The organism is Mycobacterium hainanense (genome assembly GCF_041890355.1).
Lineage (GTDB): Bacteria > Actinomycetota > Actinomycetes > Mycobacteriales > Mycobacteriaceae > Mycobacterium > Mycobacterium hainanense.
The window spans coordinates 1,518,111-1,532,049 of the sequence record NZ_CP169059.1; the positions used below are offsets into that span (position 1 = coordinate 1,518,111).

Below are 13,939 nucleotides of genomic sequence, written 5' to 3' on the forward strand. Positions count from 1 at the left end.
GTCGAGGCTAGCCGGTACCGGCGGTCCCCGGTACGCGTGGGTAGGAACCCCCGCTCAGGCCCAATTGCCCGGCTCCTACTCGCGCCGTTCCGGCGCTCGTCGTCGCCGGGCTAGCGGAAGGCCGTGTCGAGGATCTCCTGCTGCTCGACCGCATGTACCTTCGACGAGCCCGACGACGGCGCCGACATCGCCCGGCGCGAGACGCGCTTGAGCCCGGTCAGCTTGTCGGGCAGCAGCTCGGGCAGCGCCAGGCCCATCGAGGGCCACGCGCCCTGGTTGGCCGGCTCCTCCTGCACCCAGAAGAACTCTTTGGCGCCCGGGTAGCGGTCCAGCGTCTCGCTGAGCCGGCGTTTGGGCAGCGGGGCGAGCTGCTCGATCCGCACGATCGCGACGTCGTCCCGGTTGTCCTTGGCCTTGCGCGCCACCAGCTCGTAGTAGATCTTGCCGCTGGTCAGCAGGATCCTGGTGACCTTGCTGCGGTCGCCGATGCCGTCCTCGTACGTCGGCTCCTCGAGCACAGAACGGAACTTGATCTCGGTGAAGTCCCGGACGTCGCTGACCGCGGCCTTGTTGCGCAGCATCGACTTGGGCGTGAACACGATCAGCGGCCGCTGCACACCGTCGAGGGCGTGCCGGCGCAATAGGTGGAAATAGTTGGACGGGGTCGACGGCATGGCGATCGTCATCGATCCTTCCGCCCACAGCTGCAGGAAGCGTTCGATGCGGCCGGAGGTGTGGTCGGGGCCCTGGCCCTCGTGGCCGTGTGGCAGCAGCAGCACCACCGACGACAGCTGGCCCCACTTGGCCTCGCCGGAGCTGATGAACTCGTCGATGATCGACTGCGCGCCGTTGACGAAGTCGCCGAATTGCGCCTCCCACAACACAAGTGCGTCCGGGTTGCCGACGGTGTAGCCGTATTCGAAGCCGACGGCGGCGTACTCCGACAACGGCGAGTCGTAGACGAGGAACTTGCCGCCGGTGGGGGTGCCGTCGGGGTTGGTGGCCAGCAGTTGCAGCGGCGTGAACTCCGCGCCGGTGTGGCGGTCGATGATCACCGAATGCCGCTGGGAGAAGGTGCCGCGCCGGGTGTCCTGGCCCGACAGCCGGACCAGCTTGCCCTCGGCCACCAGCGAACCCAGCGCCAGCAGTTCGCCGAACGCCCAGTCGATCTTGCCCTCGTAGGCCATTTCCCGGCGCTTTTCCAGCACCGGCTGCACGCGTGGGTGTGCGCTGAAGCCTTCCGGCAGGGCGAGGAACGCGTCCCCGATGCGGGACAGCAGCGCCTTGTCGACGGCGGTGGCCAGCCCCGCAGCGACGATCTGGTGTGACTCCACCGACTCGCTCGGGGCCGCGCCGTGCTTTTCCAGGTCCCGCACCTCGTTGAACACCCGCTCCAGCTGGCCCTGGTAGTCGCGCAATGCGTCTTCGGCCTCTTTCATCGAGATGTCGCCGCGGCCGATCAGCGCTTCGGTGTAGCTCTTGCGGACCCCGCGCTTGATGTCGACGACGTCGTACATGGCGGGGTTGGTCATCGACGGGTCGTCGCCTTCGTTGTGCCCGCGCTTGCGGTAGCACAGCATGTCGATGACGACGTCCTTCTTGAACTTCTGCCGGAAGTCCACCGCCAGCTTCGCCACCCACACGCAGGCTTCCGGGTCGTCGCCGTTGACGTGGAAGATCGGCGCCCCGACCATCTTGGCGACGTCGGTGCAGTACTCGCTGGACCGCGAGTATTCCGGCGCGGTGGTGAAGCCGATCTGGTTGTTGACGATGATGTGGATGGTGCCGCCGACCCGGTAGCCGGGCAGGTTCGTCAGGTTCAGCGTTTCGGCGACCACGCCCTGGCCGGCGAAGGCGGCGTCGCCGTGCAGCATCATCGGCACCACGGAGAAGGCCTTCTCGTCGCCGTCGTCGTGGGCGCCGTGGTTCAGCAGGTCCTGCTTGGCCCGCACCAGGCCCTCCAGCACCGGGTCGACGGCCTCCAGGTGCGACGGGTTTGCGGTCAGCGAGACCTGAATGTCGTTGTCGCCGAACATCTGTAGGTACACGCCGGTGGCGCCGAGGTGATACTTGACGTCACCGGAGCCGTGGGCCTGCGACGGGTTGAGGTTGCCCTCGAACTCGCTGAAGATCTGCGAGTAGGGCTTGCCCACGATGTTGGCCAGCACGTTGAGCCGGCCGCGGTGCGGCATGCCGATGACCACCTCGTCGAGGCCGTGCTCGGCGCACTGGTCGATCGCCGCGTCCATCATGGGGATCACGCTCTCCGCGCCTTCCAGCGAAAAGCGTTTCTGGCCAACGTATTTGGTCTGCAGGAACGTCTCGAATGCCTCGGCGGCGTTCAATTTGCTCAGGATGAACTTCTGCTCCGCCACCGTCGGTTTGACGTGTTTGGTCTCGACGCGTTGCTGCAGCCATTCCTGTTGCTCGGGGTCCAGGATGTGGGTGTATTCCACGCCGATGTGGCGGCAGTAGGCGTCGCGCAGCAGGCCCAGGATGTCGCGCAGCTTCTTGTACTCGCAACCGGCGAAGCCGTTGACCTTGAACACCCGATCCAGGTCCCACAGCGTCAGGCCGTGGTTGAGGATTTCCAGGTCGGGGTGGCTGCGGAACCTGCTGCCGTCCAACCGCAACGGGTCGATGTCGGCCATCAGGTGGCCGCGGTTGCGGTAGGCCGCGATCAGCTCCATCACCCGGGCGTTCTTGTCGACGATCGAGTCCGGGTTGTCGGTGCTCCAGCGGATCGGCAGATACGGGATGCTCAACTCGCGGAAGATGTCGTCCCAGAAATCGTCCGACAGCAGCATCTCGTGGATGGCACGCAGGAAGTCGCCGGACTCCGCGCCCTGGATGATCCGGTGGTCGTAGGTGGAGGTCAGCGTGATCAGCTTGCCGATGCCGAGCTCGGCGATGCGCTCCTCGCTGGCGCCCTGGAATTCGGCGGGGTACTCCATGGCGCCGACGCCGATGATGGCGCCCTGGCCGGCCATCAGCCGCGGCACTGAGTGCACGGTGCCGATGGTCCCGGGGTTGGTCAGCGAAATCGTCACGCCCGCAAAGTCTTCGGCGGTCAGCTTACCGTCGCGGGCCCGCCGGACGATGTCCTCGTAGGCGGTGACGAATTGCGCGAACCGCATGGTTTCGCAGCCCTTGATGCCGGCCACCACCAGGGAGCGCTTGCCGTCCTTGCCCTGCAGGTCGATGGCCAGGCCGAGGTTGGTGTGCGCGGGGGTGACCGCGGTGGGTTTGCCGTCGACCTCGGCGTAGTGCCGGTTCATGTTCGGGAACTGCTTGATCGCCTGCACCAGGGCGTAGCCGAGCAGGTGCGTGAAGGAGATCTTGCCGCCGCGGGTGCGCTTGAGCTGGTTGTTGATGACGATGCGGTTGTCGATGAGCAGCTTGGCCGGAACCGCGCGGACACTGGTGGCGGTCGGCACGTCCAGCGAGGCGGACATGTTCTTGACGACGGCGGCCGCCGCGCCGCGCAGCGTCTGCAGCTCGTCGCCCTCGGCCGGCGGGGGAGTCGGGGCCTTGGGTTTCGCCGGCGCGGCGACGGGAGCGCCGTTACCGGAGCTGACCGCGGGCTTGGCGGGCGCGGCGGTCTGGGTCGTGGGCCGCGCGGGCGCTGCCTGCGGGGCGCTCGCGGCGGCCTGGCCATCACCGGGGGTCGCAGCGCTCGAGGGGGATTCGCCGGTCGGCTCGGGGTTGTAGTCGACGAGGAACTCGTGCCAGCTCGGATCGACCGAGGAGGGGTCGTCGCGGAACTTGCGGTACATCTCCTCGACCAGCCATTCGTTTTGCCCGAATGGTGAACTTATGTTGCTCACGAGCGCTGTTCGCCTCAATTCCTCTGTCCTGCAAGCGCTTTTCGCAGCCGGTGCGCGGCGCCTGCACGTTTGTCGACCCCGGAGTGTGGAGCACGTCACACCAGTGGCGCTGCTCAACGTTTCCGCCCTATAAAGGCTAACCTTTCGCCAGCAATTCGCCAGGGAGACGGGGTAGGAGGGCGGGGGCCGTTCGCTAGCCGGCTTCGTGGAACGGCGGGACCAGGTGCAGCGCCCGCGGCCAGCGCACCGGCGGCGTACCGAACGCGCGGTTGGCGTTGCGGACGATCTTGCGACCGGCGAAATAGTTGCCGACGGCCCCGACCACGATTCCGATGCCCACCGGCATCAGCTTGCCGAACAGCAGGGCGCCGCGGCGCAGCGTGTACCGCTTGAGCCACGACTTGAGCAACCGCGAGTTCAGCCGCGACATTGATGACAGCGGCACCGCGGCCACGCTCTCGGAAATCCACCCGCCGTTGGTGCGGGCCGGCCCGAACAGCTGGGTGACCGCCTCTTTGCTGTTGTCCCCGACCAGCACGGACAGCACCAGGGCGCGGCGCCGTTCCCGGTGGTCGGCGGGAATCTCGTAGACCACCGCGACGGCCAGCACGAAAAACGCGGTGGCCTCCAGGAAGGTGACTGTCTCGGCGGCAGCGGCGGACAGCGCGCTCAACGTGCCGATGCCCGGGATGGTCGCCGCCGCGCCCACCGCCATGCCGCTTGCCGTGACCATGCTCACGTAGCGTTTCTCCAGCTTGGCGAGGATGTCGGCGGGGCTGCTGTTGGGATGCGCGTTGCGCAACCGGGACACGTAGGCCTCAGCGGCCGGGCCCTGGATCCGCGAGCTCCGCTCGATGACCTGCGCCAAAGCCCGGGCGGACGCCTTGGGCCGGCCGTTGGTGGGCATCGGCGTCTCATTCCCGTGCGACATCTTGAAAAACCGGTTCGAAGACCGCTTCCGTCGGGCCCGCATCTTGCCTCTCCTAAATGGCGTCCTACCAGGCTAACGTGCCCGCCGCGGAACACCGCCCGAACACGAAAGCTCGGGGGTGGTGTACCCAGGATCGGATCCGTGGCTGCCCTCAATCGCCGCAGCGGCAATAATGCAGGCTGGATGTCCGTGATGGTCCGGGGCCGATCGACCACAAGGCCCGCGCAGGCACGCATCGTCCGAAGCTGAAACGAGGTGGAGATGGCCACGGCGACGCCTCCGTCGGCCGGGGGAACCCGGCGCGCGGCGCCGAACCCACCCCACCCCAAGCGCCGGAACTTCCTCATCCAGAACTCGCCGCAATCGCAGAAGCCCTGGAACGCGCTCTGGGCGATGATGATCGGCTTTTTCATGATCATGGTCGACTCGACCATCGTCGCCATCGCGAACCCGACGATCATGACCAACTTGCAGATCGGCTACGACACGGTGATCTGGGTGACCAGCGCATACCTGCTGGGTTACGCGGTCGTCCTGCTGGTGGCCGGGCGCCTCGGCGACAGGTTCGGCCCCAAGAACATGTACCTGATCGGGCTGGTGGTGTTCACCGTCGCCTCGGTGTGGTGCGGGCTGTCGGGCAGCGCCGCCATGCTGATCGCCGCCAGGGTCGTCCAGGGGGTGGGCGCCGGGGTGCTCACGCCACAGACCCTGTCCACGATCACCCGGATCTTCCCGCCGGAGCGCCGCGGCGTCGCGGTGAGCCTGTGGGGCGCCACCGCCGGCGTCGCCAGCCTGGTGGGCCCGCTGGCCGGCGGCGTGCTGGTCGACGGGCTGGGCTGGCAGTGGATCTTCTTCGTCAACGTCCCCATCGGCGTGCTGGGGCTCGTCCTGGCGTACTGGCTGGTCCCCGCGCTGCCCACCCAGTCGCACCGGTTCGACGTGGTGGGAGTCGCGCTGTCCGGCGCGGGCATGTTCCTGATCGTGTTCGGCCTGCAGCAGGGGCAGGCCGCGCACTGGCAACCGTGGATCTGGGCGATGATCGTCGCCGGCATCGGGTTCATGACGGTGTTTGTGTTCTGGCAGTCGATGAACACCGACGAGCCGCTGATCCCCCTGGTGATCTTCGGAGACCGCGACTTCGGCCTGTGCAACGTCGGCGTGGCCATCATCTCGTTCGCCGCGACGGCGATGATGCTGCCGCTGACGTTCTACGCGCAGGCCGTCTGCGGGCTCTCGCCGACGCGTTCGGCCCTGCTGATCGCGCCGATGGCGATCGCCAACGGTGTGTTCGCGCCGATCGTCGGCAGGATGGTCGACCGATACCATCCGCGGCCGGTCCTCGGTTTCGGCTTCTCGGTGCTGGCGATCGCGCTGACCTGGCTCACGTTCGAGATGTCGCCGGCGACGCCGATCTGGCGGCTGGTGTTGCCGTTCTTCGCAACGGGCGTCGGGATGGCGTTCGTGTGGTCGCCGCTGACCGCCACCGCGACGCGCAACCTGCCGCCGAGCCTGGCGGGCGCGGGCTCGGCCGTGTACAACTCCGTGCGCCAGCTCGGCGCTGTGCTTGGCAGCGCAGGCATGGCCGCGTTCATGACCTGGCGGATCGGTGCCGAGATGCCGGCGCAGCCGTCGCCTGGCGCCGGCGGTGAGGCGCCCGCCACCCTGCAACTGCCGGAATTCCTGCGGGCCCCGTTCGCGGCCGCGATGTCGCAGTCGGTCCTGTTGCCCGCGTTCATCGCGCTGTTCGGGATCGTTGCCGCACTCTTCCTGGTCGGCTTCGCGCCGCCGGCCGCGAGCCGCCCGCCGGAGGCGGGTGACGCGGTCGACGACGACTACGACGACGACGAGTACGTCGAACTCATCCTGCTCCGCGAACCCGAGGCCACCCCCACACCGGCCGGCCGGGTCGCCCGCCCGCGCCCGTCCCCACCCGCCGCGCGGCCGATCGGGTTCGCGCACAACGGCTCTCACGTCGACGTGCGCCAGCGTCTCCGTCCGGTCACCGAGCGATCGGCGCGGGCCTACCCGCCCGCCCCCCGCAATCGGCCAGCGCCACCGCCGCGGCAGCAGAACGGCGCGCCGCGGGCTCAGCGCCCCGGCCGCGATCCCGACGACGAGCCCACCGGTTACGGCCGCCACTCCTCCGGCAACTAGGTGCTCGCCGCGCCGGTCTCCGTCAACGCCAGGAACGCGCCCAAGTCGATCAGGCCCGCGGGCGAGCCGGGCAGATACTCGGTCAGCGATTCCGAGCGCACGATGACGGCCGCGTACTGCGCGCGGCTGACGGCAACGTTGAGCCGGTTCCTGTTGAGCAAGAACGAGATTCCGCGTGGCACGGTGTCCGCGGTGGAGGCGGTCATCGAGATGAACACCACGGGCGCCTGCCCTCCCTGGAATTTGTCAACGGTGCCGACCCGGATTTCGTCGAGGCCGGCGGTGGTCAACCGCCGGCGCAGCAGCGCCACCTGCGCGTTGTAGGGCGCCAGCACCAACACGTCGGAGGCGGTCAGTGGTCGGGTACCGCGCTCGTCGGTCCAGGCCGTGCCGAGCAGGCGATCGATCTCGTCGGCGATCGCGTCGGCCTCCTCCGGGCTCTCGGTCGAATTGCCGTGGTGCTCAACGGTGATCGTCCGCACGCCGGGCGGGTAGCCGGCGAGGCACCGGGTTGCGGCGCACTCGTGCGAGCGCAGCCTGCCCTCGTAGGACAGCGCGGAGACCGCGGCGCACACCGCCGGGTGCATGCGGTAGGAGCGGTCCAGGAAATACCCGCGCTCGTCGGGCAGGGTGCGCTGGCCGTCGACCAGCCAGTCGAGCGCGGACGTGTCGACCGGGTCGGGATGGGTGCCCTGGCTCACCTGCGGCAGCTGCTGGGGATCGCCGAGCAACAGCAGGTTGGCGGCGGCCGGGGCCACGGCAATGGTGTTGGCCAGACAGAATTGACCGGCCTCGTCGATCACCAGCAGGTCGAGGGCACCCGGCGGCACCCGGGTGGCGTTCGCGAAATCCCATGCGGTTCCGCCCAGTACGCAGCCGGGGGCGTCGGCGATGAACGCCGCGTACGCGCTGCTGTCGATCTCCTGCCAGCGCGGGGCGCGGTGGTCGTTGCGTTTCTTCGCCACCCGCTGCGGGTCCAGCCCGGCGTCGATGACACAGTCCAGCAGGTTCTCCACCGCGGCATGTGATTGCGCTACAACGCCGATCCGCCAGCCATGGTCGGTGGCCAGGCGCTGGACCACGTGCGCGGCGGTGTGCGTCTTGCCGGTGCCGGGCGGCCCGTGCACGGCCAGGTACGACGAGTCCAGGTCGAGCAGGGCGGCCGTGATATCGGCCACGGTGTCGGTGCCGCGGGGCAGTGCGGAGCCGCTGCGGGTGCGCGGCGCGCGGCGCAGCAGGATGTCCACCGCGGCGTTGTGGGGCAACCGCGGCAAGCCGGCGGCCACGTCGGCGGCCGTGGATTCGATCGAATCCCGCAGCGCGGTCGTCGGGATCGGCGGGCCGGGAGTCAGGGCGAACGGGAGCTGGTGAAAGGGCTTGCCGTCGTTGCCCACTCGTTCGACGATGGTGACTTCGCTGGGCAGCGCCGGATCGTCGGCGGCGATCACCGTGGCGCGTCCGGCGGCGCGCCGGTCGGGATCCTCGGACATGCTCGGCGGGGCCGGCGGGTCGTAGAGGGCGAAGACGTCGGTCATCAGCTCACCGCGCGCCAGTTCACCGCGCAGTCGCACCCGTCGCTGCGGCTTGCGCGCGCGCGGCGGCGTATTCCAGTCCACGCTGACCGACGCGTGCTCCGCGACGAACACGTCGGTGTTGTCCGCCCATTCCTCCACGGGGAAGTTCAACCGATCGAAATGCGACCACCAGAACGGCTTGTCCTCGCGCCGGTGGTAGCCGCGCGCCGCGGCCAGCAGCGCCACCGCGGTCTGCTCGGGCGTGCGCTGACTCGCGGCGGCGTCGCCGGTGAATGTTGACAGGGTCTCCGCCAGCTGGTCGCGGTCCTCGACGGTATTGCCGCCCCGGACGGGCTGGGCGCCGATCGGCACAACGCCGGATTCGTAGGCGCGCAACATCAACCAGTTCCGCAGTTCCTGGGTCGAGCGGCAGTCGTAGTGGTTGTAGTCCTCGATCTCCTTGAGCACGGAGGCGGCGTCGTCGCCGCGCCCGTCGGCTTGCAGCTCGCAGTACCGGGCGTACGAGGTGATCGAGCCGGTGGCCGTGATGACGTCGCCGGAGCGCAGCTGCGCCCCCATGTAGAGCGGCTCGAGCGCCTTGAGGCTGAACGACTCCGCGCCCACTCGAATGCTCTTGCGGACCAGAGGGTAAAGGTCGACCAAGGTTCCGCTGCGCAGCAGCTCGTCAACCTGGTCCTCGCCAACCCCGTAGCGGCCGGCCAGCCGCAGCAACGCGGTCTTCTCGTACGGCGCGTAGTGGTAGATGTGCATGTTCGGCCGACGCTTGCGGCGCTTGGCCACCATCGCCAGGAAATCGGTCAGGGCCTTGCGTTCCTCCGCCCGGTTGTGCGCCCACATCGGCCGAAACGCGCCGGCGGGCCCGGCCTCGAGGACACCGAACAGGTATTCCAGGCCCCATTCCTTGCCGTCGACGGTCCACAGCGGGTCGCCCTCGAAGTCGAAGAACAGGTCGCCCGGGTCCGGTTCGGGAAGCAGCGCCAGCGGCTGGGGATCGACGATCTCGAACCGCGGCGTGCCGGTCTCGCGTTGGCGGACTTGAAGTCTCGCCTGGGCGGTCAACTTGCCCACCGCGGCAGGCGCCAGATCCGGCACGGGGCCGGCGTGGCGGGCCAGCCCGGTCACCGTGGTGATGCCGGCGTCGATCAGCTTGTCCCGCTGGCCCACTCGCATGCCCGCGACCAGGAGCAGGTCGTCGGTGGCACGCAGCTGCTCCGTGCACAGGGGGCACCGCAAACACGCGCCCACGCCCTCGTCGTCCCAGCGAACCGCGGCGCCGCCGGTGTGGTGCGCGTCCAGGAGCAGCTGCAACCGCGCCCGCTGGGAACGGTAAACCGGAATCAGGTCATGGACCCGATAACGCGCGACGGTTTCGTCGCCCAGGTGCAGTTCGGCCTCGGGCGCCACCGGGACGCCCGAGGCGGCCAGCGCGTCGGCGTAGGCGGCCAGCTGCAACAGCGCGGTGACCTTGGCTGAACGGGCCAGCTTGGTGTCGATGACCCGGTACTGCTCGCCGTCACGCACCAGAAAGTCGGCGAAGCCGACGAAGCGGCCGTCGAACATGGCGGCCTGATAAATCACCGGGGCGCCGGCATCGACGGCGCGCCGCGTCGCCTCTGCCGCCGCCATCAGACCCGCGGGCGTGTAGGCCGGGCGGCCGATGACCGCGACGCCATCGCCGAACTCGCCGCGCAGCCGGTCCAGTTCGCGCCGCTCGTGTTCGCTACCGAGGTCGGACGTGCGGGCGAGCAGGTCGTCGGAGACCGTGGCGGCCGGTGCCCAGCCAAGCCGCGCGTCGAAGTCCCGCAACAACGCGTACTCGCAGCGCGCGGCGGCGGCGAGGTCCGACGCGCTATAGACGATGCTGTCGCCGGTGACGAACACAGCAGCAACTGTAGGTGAGGGGACCGACGAAAACCGGGCTCCGCCTAGTGTCCCGGGGCGTTGCCGATCAGCTCGACGCCGTTGCCGTTCCAGTGGAACCGCACATCGGTGTTCAAGCCGTTGATGCCGCTGGGATAGGTCAATGCGACCGTGTCGCCGGTGGTCTGCGCCGCGTCGACGCCGTTGAACCCGTAGGTGTCGGGCACCCCCTGCGGAATGAACTGCCCGAGGTGGAACAGCACCGCCCGGGTGGTGGGATTGACGGCGTTGGTGTTGGCCTTGATGATCACCGCCGACAGCTGGGCGCACTGGTTGTAGTTGCCGGCCAGCGGCTCCGGATTCCAGGGTTGCTGGCTGCGCGGATCGCGCGGCAGCTCGGAGACCACCTTGGCGATGGTCGGGGAGGCGAGGTTGACCGCGCACGGGTCAGCCGGCGGGGCGTTACCGCCGGGCGGCGCGGCGGCGCCGGGCGGCTGGGCCGGGGCGGTGATGGACGGGGTCTCGGTCGTCGTCGTGGCCTGCGGCGTCTTGGCGACGGTGGAGTCTCCCGAACCACACCCGGTCAAGGTGATGGCGAGCAACGCGACAGCGGCCGAACCGGTCAGTGGCTCGGTACGGCGGGGTAGCGACCACAACACATCGGGCACCGTACCGTCACCGCGCGCGCGGGTGTGACAGGCATGGCCGGGGCCAGCGCGGCTGTGCTGATGATCACCGGCCGCCGCGCTCGCTCCGCTGAGCTCGCGGTCACCACTAGACTCCATGGACGATGACCCTCCCGGACAGCTCGCCCGAGGCTGCCTCGACGACGTTTGCCGACCTGCAGATCCATCCCTCCGTCCTGCGGGCGATCGCCGACGTCGGCTACGAGTCACCCACGGGCATCCAGGCCGCGACGATTCCCGCGCTGATGGCGGGCTCCGACGTCGTCGGGCTGGCGCAGACCGGCACCGGCAAGACGGCGGCGTTCGCCATCCCGATCCTGTCCAGGATCGACGTCACCAGCAAGGCGACCCAGGCGCTGGTGCTGGCGCCCACCCGGGAGTTGGCGCTGCAGGTGGCCGAGGCGTTCAGCCGCTACGGGGCCCATCTGCCCAAGATCAACGTGCTGCCGATTTACGGCGGCTCCTCCTACACCGTGCAACTGGCCGGGCTCAGACGCGGCGCCCAGGTGGTGGTCGGGACCCCCGGCCGGGTCATCGACCACCTCGAGCGCGGGACGCTGGACCTGTCGCACGTCGACTACCTGGTGCTCGACGAGGCCGACGAGATGCTCACCATGGGCTTCGCCGAAGACGTCGAACGGATCCTCTCCGAAACCCCCGAGTACAAGCAGGTCGCCCTGTTCTCCGCGACCATGCCGCCGGCCATCCGCAAGCTCACCACCAAGTACCTGCACGACCCGCTCGAGGTCACCACCAAAGCGAAAACCGCGACCGCGGAGAACATTTCGCAGCGCTACATCCAGGTCGCCGGTCCGCGCAAGATGGACGCGCTGACCCGGGTCCTGGAAGTCGAGCCGTTCGAGGCGATGATCGTCTTCGTGCGCACCAAGCAGGCCACCGAGGAGGTCGCCGAAAAGCTGAGGGCCCGAGGCTTTTCCGCGGCCGCCATCAACGGCGACATCCCGCAGGGCCAGCGCGAGCGGACCGTCGCCGCGCTCAAGGACGGCGGCATCGACATCCTGGTGGCCACCGACGTGGCCGCCCGCGGGCTCGACGTGGAGCGCATCTCGCACGTGCTCAATTACGACATCCCCCACGACACCGAGTCCTACGTGCACCGCATCGGACGCACCGGCCGGGCCGGGCGGTCGGGGACCGCCCTGCTTTTCGTGTCGCCGCGGGAGCGCCACCTGCTCAAGGCGATCGAAAAGGCAACGCGGCAAACCCTTACCGAGTCTGAGTTGCCGACCGTTGAGGACGTCAATGCCCAGCGAGTCGCTAAGTTCGCCGACTCCATCACCGACGCGCTGGGCCGGCCGGGCATCGACCTGTTCCGCAAGCTGGTCGAGGACTACGAACGCGAGCATGACGTCCCGCTGGCCGACATAGCGGCGGCGCTGGCGCTGCAGGCCCGCGACGGCGAGGAATTCCTGATGGCGCCCGAGCCGCCGCGCGAACGGCGCGAGCGGCACACCGAACGCCGCGAGCGTCCCGAAAGGCCAAGGCAGGACCGGTCATTCGCCACCTATCGGATCGCGGTCGGCAAGCGGCACAAGATCGGCCCTGGCGCGATCGTCGGCGCCATCGCCAACGAGGGTGGCCTGCATCGAAGCGATTTCGGCCACATCGCCATCGGCCCGGACTTCTCCCTGGTGGAGTTGCCGGCCAAGTTGCCCAAGTCGACGCTGAAAAAACTTGAACACACACGCATTTCGGGGGTGCTGATCAACCTTCAGCCGGATCGCTCGGCGTCCAAGCCCCGCGGCCGTGACGGACAGAAGCCCCGCAGGAAATACCCGGGATGACCCTGTCGGAAGAACAAGACGCCCAGGGCGGACTCGAACAGACCGCCCACGTCGACCGGGTGGCGTCGCTGACCGGAATTCGTGCCGTGGCAGCCCTGCTCGTCGTCGGCACGCACGCGGCCTACACCACCGGCAAGTACACGCACGGCTATTGGGGCCTGGTCGGCTCCCGGCTGGAGATCGGAGTGCCGATCTTCTTCGTGCTGTCCGGGTTCCTGCTGTTTCGGCCGTGGTTGAAATCCGCCGCAACCGGCGGGCCGCCACCGTCGCTGAGTCGCTATGCCTGGCACCGGGTTCGGCGCATCATGCCCGCCTACGTCATCACCGTGCTGTTCGCCTATGTGCTCTACCACTTCCGCGAGGCCGGACCCAACCCCGGGCACACATGGCTCGGGCTGGCGCGCAACCTGACCCTGACGCAGATCTACTGCAACGGCTACCTGGGCAAGTACCTGCATCAGGGGCTGACCCAAATGTGGAGCCTCGCGGTGGAAGCGTCCTTCTACGTGCTGCTCCCGCTGCTGGCCTACGTGCTGTTGGTACTCGTGTGCCGCCGGCGCTGGCAGCCGAGACTCCTGCTGGCGGCGCTGATCGGGCTGATGTTGATCAGCCCCGCCTGGCTCGTGCTGGTGCACACCGATCACTGGTTTCCCGACGGCGCGCGCCTGTGGCTGCCGACCTACCTGGCCTGGTTTCTCGCCGGAATGCTGCTGGCCGTCCTGCAGGCGATGGGGGTGCGGGGCTACGCGTTTGTGGCGATACCGCTGGCCGTCGTCTGCTATTTCATCGTGTCCACTCCGATCGCCGGCGCGCCCACCACGTCGCCGGCGACGCTGAGCGAGGCCTTGTTCAAGACTTGCTTCTACGCAGTCATCGCCGCGCTCGCCGTGGCGCCGCTGGCGCTGGGGGATCGGGGCTGGTACTGGCGGCTGCTGGCGACGCGGCCGATGGTGTGGTTGGGAGAGATCTCCTACGAGATCTTCCTGATCCACCTGATCACCATGGAATTCGCGATGGTCTACATCGTTCGCGCCCACGTCTACACCGGCTCGATGCTGAACCTGTTCCTGGCGACGATGGTCGTGACGATTCCGCTGGCCTGGCTACTGCACCGCTTGACGCGCGTGCGGACCTGAGCCGC

General features: G+C 68.7%; 7 protein-coding genes. 3 read left to right on the plus strand and 4 right to left on the minus strand.

From position 1 onward, the window contains the following. Nucleotides 1-110: 110 nt before the first annotated feature. Together ACEL92_RS07300 and ACEL92_RS07305 are read right to left on the minus strand one after the other, a co-directional pair. Nucleotides 111-3,827: a multifunctional oxoglutarate decarboxylase/oxoglutarate dehydrogenase thiamine pyrophosphate-binding subunit/dihydrolipoyllysine-residue succinyltransferase subunit gene (locus tag ACEL92_RS07300; RefSeq protein WP_374024951.1), complete on the minus strand. Its 3,717-nt coding sequence runs from the start codon at nucleotides 3,825-3,827 to the stop codon at nucleotides 111-113. Between the two features lie 193 nt (nucleotides 3,828-4,020). Continuing rightward, complete coding sequence (locus ACEL92_RS07305) at nucleotides 4,021-4,800, minus strand: hypothetical protein (protein WP_374024952.1); 780 nt, start codon at nucleotides 4,798-4,800, stop codon at nucleotides 4,021-4,023. A 219-nt stretch (nucleotides 4,801-5,019) separates the two neighbouring features. On the opposite strand from ACEL92_RS07305, the gene ACEL92_RS07310 reads away from it, so the two are divergent. Beyond that, nucleotides 5,020-6,912: an MFS transporter gene (locus tag ACEL92_RS07310; RefSeq protein WP_374024953.1), complete on the plus strand. Its 1,893-nt coding sequence runs from the start codon at nucleotides 5,020-5,022 to the stop codon at nucleotides 6,910-6,912. Here ACEL92_RS07310 and ACEL92_RS07315 read toward each other — a convergent pair. Then, nucleotides 6,909-10,328 carry a TM0106 family RecB-like putative nuclease gene (locus tag ACEL92_RS07315; protein ID WP_374024954.1) on the minus strand — a complete coding sequence of 1,140 codons (3,420 nt, stop codon included), beginning with the start codon at nucleotides 10,326-10,328 and terminating at the stop codon, nucleotides 6,909-6,911. The two genes, ACEL92_RS07310 and ACEL92_RS07315, sit on opposite strands and share 4 nt — an antisense overlap. Before the next feature lie 44 nt (nucleotides 10,329-10,372). Next, nucleotides 10,373-10,975: an LppP/LprE family lipoprotein gene (locus ACEL92_RS07320; protein ID WP_374024955.1), complete on the minus strand. Its 603-nt coding sequence runs from the start codon at nucleotides 10,973-10,975 to the stop codon at nucleotides 10,373-10,375. A 122-nt stretch (nucleotides 10,976-11,097) separates the two neighbouring features. Here ACEL92_RS07320 and ACEL92_RS07325 point away from each other — a divergent pair, with 122 nt between their 5' ends. Then, a complete protein-coding gene (locus ACEL92_RS07325; protein WP_374024956.1) occupies nucleotides 11,098-12,798 on the plus strand; it encodes a DEAD/DEAH box helicase in 1,701 nt (566 codons plus the stop codon). After that, complete coding sequence (locus ACEL92_RS07330) at nucleotides 12,795-13,934, plus strand: acyltransferase family protein (RefSeq protein WP_374024957.1); 1,140 nt, start codon at nucleotides 12,795-12,797, stop codon at nucleotides 13,932-13,934. The genes ACEL92_RS07325 and ACEL92_RS07330 overlap by 4 nt, the downstream gene beginning before the upstream one ends. Nucleotides 13,935-13,939 lie beyond the last annotated feature (5 nt).